This is a genomic window from Uliginosibacterium sediminicola, assembly GCF_039631295.1.
Taxonomy (GTDB): domain Bacteria; phylum Pseudomonadota; class Gammaproteobacteria; order Burkholderiales; family Rhodocyclaceae; genus Viridibacterium; species Viridibacterium sediminicola.
This window is the reverse complement of sequence record NZ_JBDIVE010000002.1, coordinates 109,791-125,852: the sequence shown is the minus strand read 5'-3', so window position 1 is coordinate 125,852 and position 16,062 is coordinate 109,791. Positions and strand designations below refer to the sequence as shown.

Annotated in this window: 16 protein-coding genes and 2 tRNA genes; 15 read left to right on the top strand and 3 right to left on the bottom strand. The window is 61.9% G+C overall.

All coding sequences use genetic code 11. The features are described from left to right. Nucleotides 1-3: 3 nt before the first annotated feature. A complete protein-coding gene (gene rsgA, locus ABDB84_RS04370) occupies nt 4-882 on the bottom strand; it encodes a ribosome small subunit-dependent GTPase A (RefSeq protein WP_345918469.1) in 879 nt (292 codons plus the stop codon). Beyond that, nucleotides 879-2,126 carry a M48 family metallopeptidase gene (locus ABDB84_RS04365; RefSeq protein ID WP_345918468.1) on the bottom strand — a complete coding sequence of 416 codons (1,248 nt, stop codon included), beginning with the start codon at nt 2,124-2,126 and terminating at the stop codon, nt 879-881. Before ABDB84_RS04365 ends, rsgA begins: the two co-directional genes overlap by 4 nt. A gap of 66 nt (nt 2,127-2,192) precedes the next feature. On the opposite strand from ABDB84_RS04365, the gene orn reads away from it, so the two are divergent. From orn to rpoS, 15 genes are all read left to right on the top strand, one after another. Then, nucleotides 2,193-2,750, top strand: coding sequence for an oligoribonuclease (gene orn / locus ABDB84_RS04360; protein WP_345918467.1), 558 nt, complete (start codon nt 2,193-2,195; stop codon nt 2,748-2,750). Nucleotides 2,751-2,787: 37 nt separating this feature from the next. Beyond that, nucleotides 2,788-2,864 (top strand) — tRNA-Val (locus ABDB84_RS04355). A gap of 168 nt (nt 2,865-3,032) precedes the next feature. Next, nucleotides 3,033-4,949, top strand: a complete 1,917-nt coding sequence (gene thrS / locus ABDB84_RS04350) for a threonine--tRNA ligase (RefSeq protein WP_345918466.1) — start codon at nt 3,033-3,035, stop codon at nt 4,947-4,949. A gap of 10 nt (nt 4,950-4,959) precedes the next feature. Further along, complete coding sequence (infC, locus tag ABDB84_RS04345) at nt 4,960-5,499, top strand: translation initiation factor IF-3 (protein WP_428715077.1); 540 nt, start codon at nt 4,960-4,962, stop codon at nt 5,497-5,499. A gap of 157 nt (nt 5,500-5,656) precedes the next feature. Next, nucleotides 5,657-5,854: a 50S ribosomal protein L35 gene (gene rpmI, locus ABDB84_RS04340; RefSeq protein WP_327599512.1), complete on the top strand. Its 198-nt coding sequence runs from the start codon at nt 5,657-5,659 to the stop codon at nt 5,852-5,854. A 17-nt stretch (nt 5,855-5,871) separates the two neighbouring features. Beyond that, complete coding sequence (rplT, locus tag ABDB84_RS04335) at nt 5,872-6,228, top strand: 50S ribosomal protein L20 (RefSeq protein WP_345918465.1); 357 nt, start codon at nt 5,872-5,874, stop codon at nt 6,226-6,228. Between the two features lie 171 nt (nt 6,229-6,399). Continuing rightward, nucleotides 6,400-7,431: a phenylalanine--tRNA ligase subunit alpha gene (gene pheS / locus ABDB84_RS04330; RefSeq protein ID WP_345918464.1), complete on the top strand. Its 1,032-nt coding sequence runs from the start codon at nt 6,400-6,402 to the stop codon at nt 7,429-7,431. A gap of 1 nt (nt 7,432) precedes the next feature. Further along, nucleotides 7,433-9,808, top strand: coding sequence for a phenylalanine--tRNA ligase subunit beta (pheT, locus tag ABDB84_RS04325; protein ID WP_345918463.1), 2,376 nt, complete (start codon nt 7,433-7,435; stop codon nt 9,806-9,808). Then, the gene (locus ABDB84_RS04320; RefSeq protein WP_345918462.1) at nt 9,805-10,137 is read left to right on the top strand and encodes an integration host factor subunit alpha; all 333 of its coding nucleotides are present in this window, start codon (nt 9,805-9,807) and stop codon (nt 10,135-10,137) included. Before pheT ends, ABDB84_RS04320 begins: the two co-directional genes overlap by 4 nt. Next, nucleotides 10,112-10,492, top strand: a complete 381-nt coding sequence (locus tag ABDB84_RS04315) for a MerR family transcriptional regulator (protein WP_345918461.1) — start codon at nt 10,112-10,114, stop codon at nt 10,490-10,492. Before ABDB84_RS04320 ends, ABDB84_RS04315 begins: the two co-directional genes overlap by 26 nt. Nucleotides 10,493-10,550: 58 nt before the next feature. Then, nucleotides 10,551-10,627, top strand: a tRNA-Pro gene (locus tag ABDB84_RS04310). A 144-nt stretch (nt 10,628-10,771) separates the two neighbouring features. After that, nucleotides 10,772-11,515: a 5'/3'-nucleotidase SurE gene (gene surE / locus ABDB84_RS04305; RefSeq protein ID WP_345918460.1), complete on the top strand. Its 744-nt coding sequence runs from the start codon at nt 10,772-10,774 to the stop codon at nt 11,513-11,515. Nucleotides 11,516-11,580: 65 nt separating this feature from the next. After that, entirely contained in the window at nt 11,581-12,243 is a 663-nt protein-coding gene (locus tag ABDB84_RS04300) for a protein-L-isoaspartate(D-aspartate) O-methyltransferase (RefSeq protein ID WP_345918459.1), read from the top strand. Continuing rightward, the gene (locus tag ABDB84_RS04295; RefSeq protein ID WP_345918458.1) at nt 12,240-13,307 is read left to right on the top strand and encodes a peptidoglycan DD-metalloendopeptidase family protein; all 1,068 of its coding nucleotides are present in this window, start codon (nt 12,240-12,242) and stop codon (nt 13,305-13,307) included. Before ABDB84_RS04300 ends, ABDB84_RS04295 begins: the two co-directional genes overlap by 4 nt. Nucleotides 13,308-13,314: 7 nt before the next feature. Continuing rightward, a complete protein-coding gene (gene rpoS / locus ABDB84_RS04290; protein ID WP_345918457.1) occupies nt 13,315-14,256 on the top strand; it encodes an RNA polymerase sigma factor RpoS in 942 nt (313 codons plus the stop codon). A gap of 15 nt (nt 14,257-14,271) precedes the next feature. Here the strand turns inward: rpoS and ABDB84_RS04285 are convergent, their stop codons facing one another. Beyond that, entirely contained in the window at nt 14,272-16,062 is a 1,791-nt protein-coding gene (locus ABDB84_RS04285) for an O-linked N-acetylglucosamine transferase, SPINDLY family protein (protein WP_345918456.1), read from the bottom strand.

The window sequence follows — 16,062 nt, the reverse complement described above, 5'->3', positions numbered from 1 at the left end:
GGCTTAATAGAGGGCGGTAATGGAGGCGCGCTTTTCGGCCAGCAAGGCCAGCAAGGTCTTGTGGCGGCGCGGGTGCATGCGGCCCTGGGCGACGGCTTGCAGCACTGCGCAGTCCGGCTCCTTGGCGTGGCCGCAATCGCGGAAGCGGCAGGTGCCCAGCAGCTCGCGAATCTCGCGGAAGCTCGCTTCCAGTTCGCCGGTGCCCAGCTGAGCCAGGCCAAATACCTGCAGGCCGGGGCTGTCGATCAGGGCGCCGCCTTCGGGCAGCTTGTAAAGCCGCGCATGGGTGGTGGTGTGCTTGCCGGAATCGAGCACGGTGGAAATCTCGCGTGTTGCTGCCTGCGCCTCGGGAATCAGCGCGTTGGTCAGCGTCGATTTGCCCATGCCGGACTGCCCGACCAGCAAGCTGATTTCGCCCTGCAGGCGTTCGCGCAGTGCGCTGACATCTTCCTTGGCGCTCAGCTCCAGCACCGGGTAGCCGATCTCGGCAAAAGGGCGCAGCGCTTCGCGTGCCAGCGGCAGGCTGTCGCTCAGATCACACTTGTTGAGCACGATCAGCGCCTGGATGTCCTGCGATTCGGCGGCGCAGAGACAGCGCGTGATCAACTCGTCATTGAAGCCCGGTTCGGTGGCGACGACGATGACGACCTGGGTGAGATTGGCGGCGATCAGCTTTTCCTTGAACGCATCTGCCCGGTAGAGCAGGTTGCGCCGCGGCAGCAACTCGTCGATCACGTCGCCCGCCGCAGCAATCGCGACGCGGTCGCCGCAGGCAAAGTTGCTCTTCTTGGCGCGCGGAAAACAGCGCGTGGTCTCGCCGGTGTCGTCGCGCAGGACTTCGTACTGGCGACCGAAGGCCGCTACGATGGTGCCGTGGGTCATGGCTTGAGCAATTGTCCGATGCGGATCGAGGCTGGCGGGTGTGAATCATAGAACAGCGAGTGCAGCGGGTCGGGCGTCAGCGTCGAGGCATTCTCCTTATACAGCTTGACCAGCGCATTGACGAGGTCTTGCGCGCTGGCCTGCTCTCGTGCGTAGCGATCGGCCTGGAATTCATGCTTGCGCGACCACATGCTGGTCAGCGGGGTGAGCGGGAACAGCAGCAAGGGCAGGGTCAGCGAGAACAGGATCAGCGCCAGCGCATTGCTTTGCGCCTCGACGCCGAGGCCGCTGTAGAAGGCTTGTTGCTGCATCAGCCAGGCCAGCACCCACAGCAGCACCAGCACCGCCAGGCCCATCACGCTGATGCGTTGCCACAGATGCTTGTGCTTGAAATGGCCCAGCTCGTGCGCCAGCACGGCCTCAACTTCAGCCGGCTGCAAACTGTTCAGCAAGGTGTCGAAGAAAACGATGCGCTTGCCGGCGCCAAAGCCGGTGAAATAGGCATTGCCATGCGCCGAGCGCTTCGAGCCATCCATCACGAACAGGCCTTGCGAGCGGAAACCGCAGCGCGTCAGCAGCGCTTCGACGCGCGTCTTCATTGCTTCGTCGTTGAGCGGCGTGAATTTGTTGAACAGCGGCGCAATGAAGATCGGGTAGATCACCATGGTCACCAGATTGAGGCCCAGCCAGAAGGCCCACACCCAGATCCACCAATGCTCGCCCATGCCCTGCATCAGCCATAGCACGGCCCACAGCAGCGGCGCACCGATGAGGATGCCGAGCAGGCTCTGCTTGACGAGGTCGATGAGGAACAGGCGCGGCGTGGTGCGATTGAAGCCGAAGCGCTCTTCGAGCACGAAGGTGCGGTAGAGCGTCAGTGGCAGATCGATGACGAAGCCGGCGCCGGACAGCAGGCCGAACAGCAGCACGCCATGCCACAGGCTGGTCGGCGCGATCCACAGTGCTGCGACTTCATATAGATAATGCAGGCCACCGCCGAGCGTGAGCACCAGCAGCCACAGCGTCGAAATAGCCAGATCGATGCGCCCCAGCTTGCCCTTGGCGAGCGTGTAGTCCGCTGCCTTCTGGTGGTCGGCCAGTGCAATGCTGCTGGCGAAGGCGGCCGGTACGGCCGAGCGATGCGCAGCGACATGGCGCGCCTGACGCAAGCTCAGCCACAGGCGCAGCGTGAGGCTGATGATCAGGACAAGGAGGAACAGGCTGGTGAAGTTCGATGCGCTCATGGAAGGTGGAGTGGTGATCGGCTGCGTGCGACAATGCCGCACCAATTTTGCGGAGTAACAAAGATTATGGCACAGGACCAGAACCACCTCGTCTGGCTGGATATGGAGATGACCGGGCTGGAGCCGGATCGTGATCGCATCATCGAAGTGGCGATGATCGTCACCGATGCCAATCTCAACACCATTGCCGAGAGCCCGGTGATCGCCGTGCACCAGAGCGATGCCGTGCTCGATGCGATGGACGAGTGGAACAAGAACACCCATGGCCGCTCCGGCCTCATCGATCGCGTCAAGGCTTCGACGCTCGACGACGCTCAGGCCGAGCAGCTCCTCCTCGACTGGATGAAACAGTATGTGCCTTCGCGCACTTCACCGATGTGTGGCAATACCATCTGTCAGGATCGCCGTTTCATGGCGCGCTGGATGCCCAAGCTGGAAGAATATTTCCACTACCGCAACCTCGATGTCAGCACCCTGAAGGAATTGGCGCGGCGCTGGAACCCCGAAGTATTCAAGGGCGTCGTCAAGCGTGGCGCGCATACGGCGCTGGCGGACATCCAGGAATCGATCGCTGAATTGCAGCATTATCGAAATACTTTTCTGAAAATGCCTTCAGAGGTTTGACAAAGCCTCAGTCACTCTCTATCATGCGCAGCTCTTCAGGCGCGTAGCTCAGCTGGTTAGAGCACCACCTTGACATGGTGGGGGTCGTTGGTTCGAGTCCAATCGCGCCTACCAAATTTTTGCATGACGGAGATGCAGGAAATGATGTTTCGAACTTGCTTTCAACTCGCGTTGTAAAACAAGCCGGCCTCAGTTCCAGACTTCGTCACCTGAAGATAGTCTGTAAAAGAAAAAGTGCGGCTTGTCCGCACTTTTTTTTCGTCCACGTTTTTAAAGATCATCATGCCCAACATCACGCTTCCTGACGGTTCAGTGCGCAGTTTTGATGCAGCAGTCTCCGTGTTCGACGTTGCTGCCTCGATCGGCGCAGGTCTCGCCAAGGCGGCGCTGGCGGGCAAGGTCGATGGCGCGGTGGTCGACACCTCCTATGTCATCGATCGCGATGCCGCGCTGGCCATCATCACCGACAAGGACGCGGATGGCCTGGAGGTGATTCGCCACTCGACCGCGCACTTGCTCGCTTACGCGGTCAAGGAGCTGTTCCCCGAGGCGCAGGTCACCATCGGCCCGGTGATCGAAAACGGCTTCTATTACGACTTCGCCTATTCGCGCGCCTTCACGCCCGAAGATCTGGTCGCCATCGAAAAGCGCATGAGCGAGCTGGCGAAGAAGGATATTTGCGTCACGCGCGAAGAGTGGGATCGCGATGAAGCGGTCAAATTCTTCCTCGGCCTCGGCGAGCACTACAAGGCCGAACTGATTGCGGCGATTCCCGCCGGACAAACCATTTCGCTCTACCGCGAAGGCGATTTCATCGACCTCTGTCGCGGCCCGCACGTGCCCTCGACCGGCAAGCTCAAATTCTTCAAGCTGATGAAGGTGGCCGGCGCCTACTGGCGCGGCGACGCCAAGAACGCGCAGCTGCAGCGCATCTACGGTACGGCATGGGCCAAGAAGGAAGAGCTTGAAGCCTATCTGCACATGCTGGAAGAGGCGGATAAGCGCGACCATCGTCGCCTCGGTCGCCAGCTCGATCTGTTCCACATGCAGGACGAAGCGCCGGGCATGGTGTTCTGGCATCCCAAGGGCTGGACGCTGTGGCAGCAGGTCGAGCAATACATGAGGGCACGTCTGATCGATGCCGGTTACGACGAAGTGCGCACGCCGACGATCATGGACCGCACTTTGTGGGAGAAGTCCGGCCACTGGGAAAACTACCGCGACAACATGTTCACGACGGAGTCCGAAAAGCGCGACTACGCCGTCAAGCCGATGAACTGCCCGGGTCACGTGCAGATCTTCAATCACGGCCTGCGCTCGTATCGCGATCTGCCGCTGCGCCTGGCCGAATTCGGCTCCTGCCATCGCAACGAGCCCTCGGGCGCGCTGCATGGCTTGATGCGCGTGCGTGGCTTTGTGCAGGACGACGCCCACATCTTCTGTACCGAAGCGCAGATCGAAGCGGAAGCGACGGCCTTCGACAAGCTGCTGATGAGTGTCTACACCGACTTCGGCTTTACCGACGTGGCTGTCAAGCTGGCGCTGCGTCCGGAAAAGCGTGCCGGTTCGGATGAAACCTGGGATCGTGCCGAAGAAGGTTTGCGCGCGGCGCTGCGTGCGTCCGGCAAGGAATGGGAAGAGATGCCGGGCGAGGGCGCCTTCTACGGCCCCAAGGTGGAATACCACATCAAGGATGCGCTCGGTCGCTCCTGGCAGTGCGGCACCATTCAGCTTGACTTCGTGCTGCCCGAGCGTCTTGGCGCCGAATATGTTGCCGAAGACAATAGCCGCCAACGCCCGGTGATGCTGCACCGCGCGATCCTTGGTTCGCTGGAGCGCTTTATCGGGATTCTCATCGAAAACTTCAGTGGCGCCTTCCCGCTGTGGCTGGCGCCGACGCAAGTCGTGGTGATGAATATCTCCGAAGGCCAGGCTGATTATGTTGCGGAAGTCGTGAAAACCCTGCTCGCGCAAGGCATTCGTGCGCAAGCGGATTTGCGGAATGAGAAGATTACCTATAAAATCCGCGAACATAGCTTGCAGAAGCACCCCTATTTGCTGGTTGCCGGCGATAAGGAAAAGGCAGCCGGTACGGTTGCGGTGCGGGCACGTGGCGGTCAGGATCTGGGCGTCATGCCGGTAAGCGAACTCATCGAGCGGCTTCGTCGCGAGGTTTTGGCACGCGGCGCAGGCGCTTGATTTTTTTGGAATTTACGGAGAACTAACCATCGCTCAGGACAAGTCGCATCGCATCAACCGGGAAATCACTGTTCCCGAAGTGCGTTTGGTAGGAGAAGAGAGCGAGCCGCTCGGGATCGTGTCGATCCAGCAGGCGCTCGCTATGGCTGAAGAAGCTGCCGTCGACCTCGTGGAAATTGCGCCTCAGGCCAAGCCACCGGTCTGTCGTCTGATGGACTTCGGCAAGTTCAAGTATCAGGAGCAGAAGCGGGCTCACGAAGCCAAGCTCAAGCAGAAGCAGATCCAGGTCAAGGAGATCAAGCTTCGGCCGCAGACTGACGAGAACGACTACCAGATCAAGATGCGCAACATGACCAAGTTCCTGCAGGACGGTGACAAGGTCAAGGTGACCCTGCGCTTCCGGGGCCGTGAAATGGCTCACCAGGAGTTCGGTATTCGCCAGCTTGAGCGCATCAAGGCCGATCTTGAAGAACTGGCCGTGGTGGAGCAGTTCCCCAAGCTTGAAGGTCGCCAGATGATCATGGTGCTGGCGCCCAAGAAGAAGGTTTAAGGTTTCGCGGGGTTCGCGCCCTGCACGGCTCGCAGCACCGCCGCAAAAGGTGCTGCACAACAAGTGATGGTCCGGTAAGCAAGCGTCTTGCATGTAGGTGCAGTATTTACGTTGTAGGGCAGACCACCGGCTGTCATGTCAAAAACTGGAGTAAGCAATGCCCAAGATGAAGACAAAGTCTGGCGCGGCGAAGCGATTCAAGATTCGCGCCGGTGGCAGCGTCAAACGCGGTCAAGCGTTCAAGCGCCACATCCTGACCAAGAAAACCACCAAATCGAAGCGTCAGCTCCGTGGTATGACGGCCGTGCACAGCACGGATACCGATCGTATCCGCGCCATGATGCCCTACGCTTAATAGAGAGGAGATAGAAAATGCCTAGAGTTAAGCGTGGTGTAACGGCTCGCGCCCGTCACAAGAAAGTTCTGAACCAGGCCAAGGGTTACCGCGGTCGTCGTTCCACGGTCTATCGCATCGCTAAAGAAGCGGTGATGAAGGCCGGTCAATACGCCTACCGTGACCGTCGTCAAAGGAAGCGTCAGTTCCGCGCACTGTGGATCGCCCGTATCAACGCCGCTTCGCGCGAGCTGGGTCTGACCTACAGCCGCTTCATGAACGGCCTGAAGAAGGCTGCGATCGAAGTCGACCGCAAGGTTCTGGCTGATCTGGCCGTGTTCGACAAGCCCGCATTTGCTGCACTGGCTGCACAAGCCAAGGCTCAGCTGGCTTAAGCGCAAGCGCCTGTCGGAAAAAGGAGGCTGCGGCCTCCTTTTTTTCGTCCCGGATTTGATGGATTCAGATGCAATCGATCTGGGCTTCCGATAAAATTCAAGGTCTTGTATCGTTTTCTTCGTGTTTTTTGTGGGCTGCCGCGAGGCGGTCTGCAGCGCTGACGGATCGCCGTGAACCCACTAGATCAAATCCTCTCCGACGCACAGGCAGCCTTTGCTGCGGCGCTGGACATCCCTGCTCTGGAGCAAGCCAAGGCGCTGTTCCTCGGCAAGAGCGGTAGCCTGACCGAGCAGCTCAAGGGCCTCGGCAAGCTCGATGCGGAAGCTCGCCGCACGGCGGGCGCCGAAATCAATCGCTGCAAGAGCGCGGTCGAAGCCGCACTTGAAGCGCGTCGCGAAGCCTTGCGTGCGGCCCAGCTGGCAGCTCAGCTGCAGGCCGAAGCGCTGGACGTGACTTTGCCCGGCCGCGGTGCGGGCCTGGGTGGCTTGCATCCGGTGACGCGCACGCTTGAGCGGGTGGACGAGCTGTTCCGCTCGATCGGCTTTGAAGTGGCGGATGGCCCCGAAATCGAGGGCGACTGGCACAACTTCACGGCCCTCAACACGCCGGCGAACCACCCGGCGCGTTCGATGCACGACACCTTCTACCTGCAGGATGCGCCCGGCGTATTGCTGCGCACGCATACCAGCCCGGTGCAGATTCGCGCCATGCAGGCGCATGCGGCGCGCTATGCTGGCGGCGACATGCCCGAGTTGCGCATCATTGCGCCGGGTCGCGTGTATCGCGTCGATTCCGATGCGACGCATTCGCCGATGTTCCATCAGCTCGAAGGGCTGTGGATTGGCGAGCACATCAGCTTTGCCGGTCTCAAGGGCGTGATCATCGACTTCCTCAAGCGTTTCTTCGAAACCGAGGAACTGCAGGTGCGTTTCCGTCCCTCCTTCTTCCCGTTCACCGAGCCGTCGGCGGAAATCGATTTCGCCTTCATGAGCGGGCCCAACAAGGGGCGCTGGCTGGAGATTGCCGGTTGCGGCATGGTTCATCCGAACGTGCTGAGCAATGGCGGCGTCGATCCGGCGCACTACACCGGTTTTGCATTCGGCATGGGCCTCGACCGTCTCACCATGCTGCGTTATGGCATCAATGATCTGCGCTTGTTCTTCGAGAATGACCTGCGCTTCCTGACGCAATTCAAGGATTGATATGCAGTTCTCTGAACACTGGTTGCGCAGCTTGTGCAATCCCGCGCTCGATAGCGCGGCCCTGTGCCATTTGTTGACGATGGCCGGTCTTGAGGTTGAAGAAGTCGAAGCGGTGGCGCCGCCGTTCAGCGGTGTGCGCGTAGCGCAGATCGTCGCCTTCGAAAAGCACCCGAACGCCGACAAGCTCAAGGTTTGCAGCGTGGATGTCGGCAGCGGCGAGCTGCTGCAGATCGTCTGCGGCGCGCCGAATGTGGTGCTCGGCATGAAAGCGCCTTGCGCGACGGTGGGCGCCAAGCTGCCGGGTTTCGACATCAAGGCGGCCAAGCTGCGCGGTGTCGAGTCTTTCGGCATGATGTGCTCGGCCGACGAGCTCGGCATGACGCAGGATCACGACGGCTTGCTGGTGTTGCCAGAAGACGCACCGGTCGGTGCGGATCTGCGCGACTACCTGACGCTGGATGACAAGAAGATCACCATCAAGCTCACGCCCAACCGCGCTGACTGTCTGAGTCTGGCCGGCATCGCGCGCGAGCTGGCTGCGCTGAGCGATACGCCGCTGGCATTGCCGCAGATTGCACCCGTGGCGCCGCAGCATGATGCGCGCCGCACCGTGCTGCTCGACGCGCCGCAAGCCTGCCCGCGCTATGCTGGCCGCATCGTGCGCAATGTTGATGCCGCAGCGCCGACACCGGACTGGATGCGCCAGCGCTTGCTGCGCTCGGGTATCCGTTCGATCAGCGCGGTGGTGGACATCACCAATTACGTGCTGCTTGAACTTGGTCAGCCGATGCACGCCTTCGATGATGATGTGTTGCGTGGCGCGATCCACGTGCGCATGCCGCGCGCGGGCGATCAGCTGACTTTGCTGAATGCTCAGGAAGTCACGCCGGCTGACGATGTCCTGCTCATCGCTGATGATGAACGCGTGCTGGCGCTGGCCGGTGTGATGGGCGGCGAGGCGAGCGGAGTGACGACGGCGACGCGCAATGTCTTTCTCGAGAGTGCGTTTTTCCAGCCCGATGCCATTGCGGGTCGTGCGCGGGCGCTGGGTTTCTCCTCGGACGCCTCGCATCGCTTTGAGCGTGGTGTCGACTTCGATCTGGCGCTGCGTGCGCTGGAGCGCGCTACGGCTTTGCTGCTTGAGATTTGTGGCGGTGAGGCCGGGCCGGTCAGCGAGACGATTGCTGAGGCGCAGCTGCCGCAGCGCACGGCCGTGGCCTTCCGCCCGCAGCGCGCCTGCCGCGTGCTGGGCATCGATGTCGAGGCTGGTGTGATGCAGGCTGCTTTCGAGCGCCTGGGCATGCGCGTGATGGCGGCCGGCGACAGCTGGCAGGTGACGCCGCCCTCGTATCGCTTTGACATCAGCATTGAAGAAGATCTGATCGAAGAAGTCGCGCGCGTCGTTGGCTACGACAATATTCCGCCGATTGCGCCGCAGGCCGGCATCAGCATGCTGCCCCTGCCTGAGAGCAAGCGCAGCCCGCATCGTCTGCGCCGTGTGCTGGCGGGGCGTGATTATCAGGAAGTGATCAGCTACGCCTTCGTCGAGGAAGCCTGGGAAGCGGACTTCGCCGGCAATACTGATCCGGTTCGCTTGGCCAATCCGATTGCCAGTCAGCTGGCTGTGATGCGCTCGTCGCTGATCGGCGGTCTGGTTGGTGTGCTGGGCAGCAATCTGCGTCGTCGTGCCGAACGTGTGCGGATTTTCGAGATCGGCCGCTGCTTCCTGCGCAGCTCCGCCACTGAACCCGTTGCCGGCTACGAACAGCCAGTGCGTGTCGCAGCGCTGGCCTGGGGCCCGGCGCTGGCCGAGCAATGGGGCGTGGCCACGCGCAAGCTGGATTTCTACGACGTGAAGGCGGATGTTGAAGCCTTGCTCGGTAGCGCGGCAGTATTTGAAGCCGCCGTGCATCCGGCCCTGCATCCGGGGCGCTGTGCGCGGGTTGTGCTGGATGGACGCAGCGTCGGCTTTGTGGGTGAATTGCATCCGGCCTGGGTGCAGAAATATGATCTGCTGTCTGCGCCGGTGCTCTTCGAGCTGGAGCTCGATGCGGCGCTTGCGCGCAACTTGCCGGCGTATCAGGAACTGGCGCGGCAGCAGGCGGTCACACGCGACATCGCCTTGGTCTTGCGCACGCAAGTGCAAGTGGCCGAATTGCTGGCGGTGCTCAAGACAGCCTCCAGCGAGATCGTGCGCTCGATTCGCGTGTTCGATGTCTATGCAGGCAAGGGGCTGGAGCCGGATACGCGTAGTATTGCCCTGCGTGTCGTGCTGCAGCACACTGAACGCACGCTGGAAGAGGCTGAAATTGAGCAGGCCATCCAGGCCCTGGTCAAGGCAGCAGGTGAGCAACTGGGTGGGCAGTTGCGCTCATGAACAGGCAGACAACAAACATGACTTTGACAAAAGCCGAACTGGCCGATCTGCTCTTCGACAAAGTGGGGCTCAACAAGCGCGAGGCCAAAGATATGGTCGAGTGTTTCTTTGATGAAATCCGCAATGCTTTGTCGCAAGGCGATGATGTCAAGCTCTCGGGCTTTGGCAACTTCCAGCTGCGCGACAAGCCGCAACGCCCCGGCCGCAATCCCAAGACCGGGGAAGAGATTCCCATTACCGCGCGCCGCGTGGTTACTTTTCATGCCAGCCAGAAGCTCAAGGCTGCAGTGGAAGAACTGAGTGATGCAAACGGAACAGCCGACGCCTGAACCGCTGGTCTTGCCGCCGATTCCAGCCAAGCGCTACTTCACCATTGGTGAGGTCAGCGAGCTGTGCGCGGTCAAGCCCCATGTGCTGCGTTACTGGGAGCAGGAATTCACCCAGCTCAAGCCCGTCAAGCGGCGCGGCAACCGCCGCTACTACCAGCACCACGAGGTGCTGCTGGTGCGGCGCATCCGCGAACTGCTCTACCGTGATGGCTTCACCATCAGCGGTGCGCGCAATCGTCTTGAAGAGAATGCGCTGTACGAGCACGAGGTTGCGGAAGAGAATGTTCGCGTGCTCGATCGCGTCAAAAGCGTGCGCGCCGAGCTACTCGATCTGCTGGAATTTCTCAAGCACTGAAATTACGTTTTCAGGCGTGCAGAAGCGGGGTATCCCTGCTACAATGCGCGCCTTGTGTCGGGGCGTAGCGCAGCCTGGTAGCGCACTTGCATGGGGTGCAAGGGGTCGCGAGTTCGAATCCCGCCGCCCCGACCAAATCCTTCCGTAGTTCTTCTGTTTGCTGTCATGGCGTCGCTTGCATGGATGTAAGCGGGCAGGCGCCGCGGCTGATCACCAGGATCATGCCGCGCAGCGTGCAGGATTCCTGATCATCCTGACAGCCTACTTTCGAGTGGTTCCATGCGTATTCTCCTGAGCAACGATGATGGGTATCACGCTCCGGGGATCGCCGCTTTGGCGCATGCCCTCGATCCGATTGCCGACATTACCGTGGTGGCCCCCGAGAGGGACCGCAGCGGCGCCAGCAATTCGCTGACCCTTGACCGTCCGCTGCAGCTGCGCCGTGCGCCCAGCGGCTTCCATTATGTCAATGGCACGCCCACCGATTGTGTCCACCTGGCCGTTACCGGCATGCTCGAACATCTGCCGGACATGGTGGTCTCGGGCATCAACCACGGCACCAATATGGGCGACGACACGATTTACTCCGGTACCGTCGCCGCCGCCACCGAGGGCTTCCTGCTCGGTGTGCCTTCGATCGCCATCTCCCTGGTCGGCAAGCAGCCGGAACACTTCGCGACCGCCGCCCGCGTGGCGCGCGAACTGGTCGAGCGCTTTCAGCGTGAGCCCTTTGCCGCGCCGGTGCTGCTCAATGTGAATGTGCCGGATCTGCCCTACGAAGCCTTGCGCGGCGTGCGCATCACGCGCCTGGGTCGTCGGCATCGCGCCGAACCGGTCGTCCGCGCACAAAACCCGCGTGGCGAAACCATTTACTGGGTGGGGCCGGCGGGTCCGGCTGCTGAAGCCGGCGAGGGCACCGATTTTCATGCCGTGGCCGCCGGTTTTGTGTCGGTGACACCGCTGCAGATCGATCTGACACACACCGCACAGCTCGAAGGCGTGGCAAACTGGCTACAGCGCTGAAGTGGCCTTGCGCCGCCTTGGCCTTCAGCTGTGTCCCGACCTGAAATGGCCAGAAATTTGTTCCGATGATTGATAGTTCTCGCCCCGCCAATCCGATTGCCGCGCGTGCGCGCGCCCGCATGATCGAGCACCTGCGCAAGCTGGGTATCCGTGACGAGACCGTGCTGGACGCCATGAACCGCATTCCGCGTCACGCCTTTGTTGAAGAGGCGCTGGCCAGTCGTGCTTACGAGGATACGGCCTTGCCGCTGGGCTTCCAGCAGACCATCTCGCAACCCTTCGTCGTCGCACGCATGCTGGAGCTCTTGGCGGCGGGCGGGCGGGCGCTGGGCAAGACGCTGGAGGTCGGTACTGGTTGCGGCTACCAGGCGGCGGTGCTGTCCTGTCTGTCCAGCGATGTCTATACGATGGAGCGCATCGCCAAGCTGCTCGACCGTGCGCGCTCGAACTTGCGTCCCTTGCGCTTGCCCAATGTTCGTCTGAAACACGGCGATGGCAATCTGGGCTTGCCCGAAGTGGCGCCTTTTGACACGATCATCCTTGCCGCCGCGGCCAGCAAGGTGCCCGAAGCCTTGCTCAAGCAGCTCGCGCGCGGTGGTCGCATGGTGATGCCGCTGGGCACGTCCAGCCAGGTGATCCTGATGATCGAACATGGCGCGACGGGCGGTTTCAAGGAAACGCGTCTGGATGCCGTGCGCTTCGTACCCTTGCTGGCAGGTACCGAATGACTGAGTTGAAAACCATTTCCGCGCTTCTGGCGCTGTTGACACTGGGCGCTTGCGTCAGCAATACGCCTGCGCCGGTCGAAACACGCAGCCCTGCGCAGGCCGCGCCTGCTGCGAGCAGCGCAGTGGCCAGTTCGGCGCCGAGCGCGCCGGCACAGCCGCGCCCCGGCTATTACATCGTCAAGAAGGGCGACACGCTCTACAGCATCGCGCTGGAACACGGTTCGGATTACCGTGAGCTGGCGAGCTGGAACAATCTGGACAATCCTTCGCTGATCCTTGTCGGCCAGGAATTGCGCGTACTGCCACCGGGCGTAACGCCGGCTGCGGCGGATGCACCGGGGACTACGCGCCCCGTCGCCGTGCCGCGCTTTGAGAGCCGTCCGGCGGATGCGCTGTCTGCTCCGCTGATGGCGCCGCCGCCCAAGCAGGACAACGGCATTGTCAGCGAACCGCGTGGCGGCCGTCTGGCCTACTCCGACAAAGCCTGGCGTGAGTTGCAGGCGCAGTCCGAACCACGCGTGGATGCGCGGCCTCCGCTGGCTGCCAGCGTTCCTGCTGCGGCCAGCGATGCCAAGGCGCAGCCGCCCAAGCTACAGCCACCCGCTGCGGCCAGCGCCCCGGTGCTGAAAGCGCCGCCGGCCGCCAGCGCGCCACAGCCGGCGCCGGCCGCCGAGTCGGCCAAAGGCGGTGACGACAAGCCTGACTGGAGCTGGCCGGCGCGTGGCAAAGTGATCACCAGCTTCAATGACTCGACCAGCAAGGGGATCGATATTGCAGGCAGCGTGGGTGATCCGGTTTATGCCGCCGCATCGGGCAAGGTGATCTACGTAGGATCCGACTTGCGGGCTTACGGAAACCTCGTCATCATCAAGCACGGAACGCAATTCACGACGGTTTATGCCCATAACAAGGAGATCCTTGTGAAGGAGCAGCAGCAAGTGCAGAAGGGGCAGAAGATCGCAGTCATGGGCGACAGCGATGCAGACCGGCCCAAGCTGCATTTCGAACTGCGGCAGCTCGGGGGCAAACCAGTCGATCCGATCAAATATCTGCCCACACGCTGAGGCGAGAATGCTCGAACCGGAATTCCTTGATGAGCCAGAAGATAAGGAGCCAGATGTTCCGGCCGAGCTAGAGGCATTTGCTGATGTCATTGCAGCGATGCCGCCGCCAGAGAGCGAATTCCTCGGCGATGTCACCCAGCTCTACCTTAACGAGATCGGTATCAATCCGCTGCTGACGGCGGAACAGGAAGGTGTGCTGTCGCGGCGTGTGCGCCAGGGCGATTTCGAAGCGCGGCAGAAGATGATCGAGCACAATCTGCGCCTTGTCGTGAACATTGCAAAGCACTATCTCAATCGCGGCATTCCGCTGCTCGATTTGGTCGAAGAGGGCAATCTCGGGCTGATGCACGCGCTCGACAAATTCGATCCCGAACGCGGCTTCCGTTTCTCCACCTATGCTACCTGGTGGATTCGCCAGAACATCGAGCGCGCGATCATGAATCAGTCGCGCACCATCCGCTTGCCGGTCCACGTGGTCAAGGAGCTCAACCAGGTGCTGCGCGCGCAGCGCCAGATCGAGGCGGCGACCGGCGCCACCGCCAGCCCCGAGGCGATTGCCGAAAAGCTCGCCCGGCCGGTCGAGGATGTTCGCGCCGTGCTGGCGCTCAATGAGCACACTGCTTCGCTCGACGCGCCGCTCGACATCGACCCCAATCTGTCGATTGGTGAGTCGCTGGCGGACGAGCAGGCGATCAGCCCGGAGATCAACATCCATAACAGCGAGGTCGAATCGCTGATCCGCGAATGGCTGGCGCAACTCACCGACAAGCAGCGTCTGGTCATCCAGTATCGCTATGGCATTGACGACGTCGAGGTGCTGACGCTCGAAGATCTGGCCTCGCAGATGGGACTGACCCGCGAACGCGTGCGCCAGATCCAGATCGAAGCGCTGGCGCAGTTGCGGCGCCTGATCAAACGCCGCGGCGTGTCGCGCGACGTGTTGTTCTGAGGCGGGCAGGCCGCTTCAGGCCGGCGGCAGCAGGCGTTCGAAAATCGCTTCCAGCCCGCGCGCAAAGCGCGGCACATCCATCAGAACACTCTTCGGCATCGTGTCGCCCAGGTAGGCGTGCAGGGCGCTGATGCGTGCAGGCTCGGCGGCCAGCGCGCAGGCCTTGGCGATATAGTCATCGATGCTGTCCGCTACCAGTGGCTCGAGGCCGACCGCGCACAGCAGGTTGCGCCCCATGCGCGCATGCAGCGCTTCGCCGGCGAGCGTGACGAATGGCGTGGCCATCGACAGCGCATCGAAGCCGGTGGTGCCGCCGTTGAAGGGAAAGCTGTCCAGTGCGATGTCGATCTCGCGATAGCTCGCGAAGTAGTCCGCTGGCGACATGCGGCCGCGGATCTGCAGGCGCTCCGCGGCCACGCCGAGTGCTGCGAAGCGCGTGCGGATGTCGGCGGCCAGCTCGCCGTCCGGCTCGCCATTGATGACCAGCAGCAGCTGCGAATGCGCTACGCGCTGCAGGATATGCGCCCAGACAGCGATTGCGCTGGGGCTGACCTTGGCGAAATTGTTGAGGCAGCCGAAGCGGATGTAGCCATTGCGCAGGCAGGGTGGCGTGCAATCTGTTGGCGGAGCGCTATAGCTAGGTTCGCGTACGCAGTAGCTGTCCGGCAGCGCCAGCGCTTCCTCGCTGCTCCAGCCGCCGCGCAACAAGGCTGGATCGGGCGGAACCAGCACGTAGTCCATGCCGATCACGCCAGTGGTGCCGGGATAGCCCAGCCAGCTGATCTGTACGCTGGCCAGACGCGTGGCAAACACCTCCAGGCGCGTGCCGTCGGTGTGGCCACCGAGGTCGATGAGGATGTCGAGCTGGTCGTTTTGGATCAGTTGCGCGAGTGCTGCATCACCCAGCTGCGAGACCTTGTGCCATTGGCTGACGGCGCGCCGTGCGCGCTGTGACATCGCGTCGTCGAGTCCGGAATTGTCATAGACGATATGGCAAGAGCGCTGTGTGTCGAAAGCTTCGAGTACCGGGATGACGAAATGGCCGACGGCGTGATTGCGCAAATCAGCACTCAGCCAGCCGATGCGCAGCACATCGCCGCGTCGGCGTGGCGCCTGGCGAAGCCCTGCTTGCTTCTCGGCACACAATAGCTGGCCATATTGCCGCGCCTGTTCGAGGATCTCGGCTGCGCTGGGCTGATCGGCGTGCAGCATCGCCCACAGCAGGTTGGAGCGCAGTGGCAGCTTGGCTGGTGCGGCTGCAATGGCGCGCTGCAACCAGGACAAGGCTTCTTCGGGCACGCCGGCATCCTTGAACAGCATGCCCAGACTCAGCAGGGTATTGAGATCTTCGGGCGCGACAGCCAGCACTTGTTCGGCCGCGCTCAGCGCTTCCTGCAACTTGCCAAGCCGTGTGCACACCATGACGCGCTTGCTCCAGGCCTGAAGGTTGCCGTCATTGGCGGCGATGGCCATGTCGAGGTTTTCCAGCGCGATGTCGTACTGCTTGCGCAGAATGAAAACATCGGCCATGCCGACGGCCGCCTGATCGGCGGGCAGACCATAGTGCATGGCGGCGGCCCAGGCATCGACCGCCTCGGCATGGCGGCCAGCATGCGCCAGTGCTTGGGCAAGATTGGCATGCGTGCTCGCATCGCCGGGGCTTTGTTGCAGCAGCGCCTGCCAGGCTTCGCAGGCGCTGTGCCAGTTGCCGGCGGCGCTTTCGTGTTCTGCCCGTGTTCTCAGGGCGCCCTGTCCTGTTTGGGCTTGCTGCTTCAAGAGCGCTTTGGCGCGTGCTTCCTTGCCCAT

Excerpts from the sequence above, each read along its gene's own strand:
- rsgA (WP_345918469.1), bottom strand. The coding sequence starts at position 882 with ATGACCCACGGCACCATCGTAGCGGCCTTCGGTCGCCAGTACGAAGTC.
- ABDB84_RS04365 (WP_345918468.1), bottom strand. The coding sequence starts at position 2,126 with ATGAGCGCATCGAACTTCACCAGCCTGTTCCTCCTTGTCCTGATCATC.
- orn (WP_345918467.1), top strand. The coding sequence starts at position 2,193 with ATGGCACAGGACCAGAACCACCTCGTCTGGCTGGATATGGAGATGACC.
- thrS (WP_345918466.1), top strand. The coding sequence starts at position 3,033 with ATGCCCAACATCACGCTTCCTGACGGTTCAGTGCGCAGTTTTGATGCA.
- rpmI (WP_327599512.1), top strand. The coding sequence starts at position 5,657 with ATGCCCAAGATGAAGACAAAGTCTGGCGCGGCGAAGCGATTCAAGATT.
- rplT (WP_345918465.1), top strand. The coding sequence starts at position 5,872 with ATGCCTAGAGTTAAGCGTGGTGTAACGGCTCGCGCCCGTCACAAGAAA.
- pheT (WP_345918463.1), top strand. The coding sequence starts at position 7,433 with ATGCAGTTCTCTGAACACTGGTTGCGCAGCTTGTGCAATCCCGCGCTC.
- ABDB84_RS04320 (WP_345918462.1), top strand. The coding sequence starts at position 9,805 with ATGAACAGGCAGACAACAAACATGACTTTGACAAAAGCCGAACTGGCC.
- ABDB84_RS04315 (WP_345918461.1), top strand. The coding sequence starts at position 10,112 with ATGCAAACGGAACAGCCGACGCCTGAACCGCTGGTCTTGCCGCCGATT.
- surE (WP_345918460.1), top strand. The coding sequence starts at position 10,772 with ATGCGTATTCTCCTGAGCAACGATGATGGGTATCACGCTCCGGGGATC.
- ABDB84_RS04300 (WP_345918459.1), top strand. The coding sequence starts at position 11,581 with ATGATTGATAGTTCTCGCCCCGCCAATCCGATTGCCGCGCGTGCGCGC.
- ABDB84_RS04295 (WP_345918458.1), top strand. The coding sequence starts at position 12,240 with ATGACTGAGTTGAAAACCATTTCCGCGCTTCTGGCGCTGTTGACACTG.
- rpoS (WP_345918457.1), top strand. The coding sequence starts at position 13,315 with ATGCTCGAACCGGAATTCCTTGATGAGCCAGAAGATAAGGAGCCAGAT.
- ABDB84_RS04285 (WP_345918456.1), bottom strand. The coding sequence starts at position 16,062 with ATGGGCAAGGAAGCACGCGCCAAAGCGCTCTTGAAGCAGCAAGCCCAA.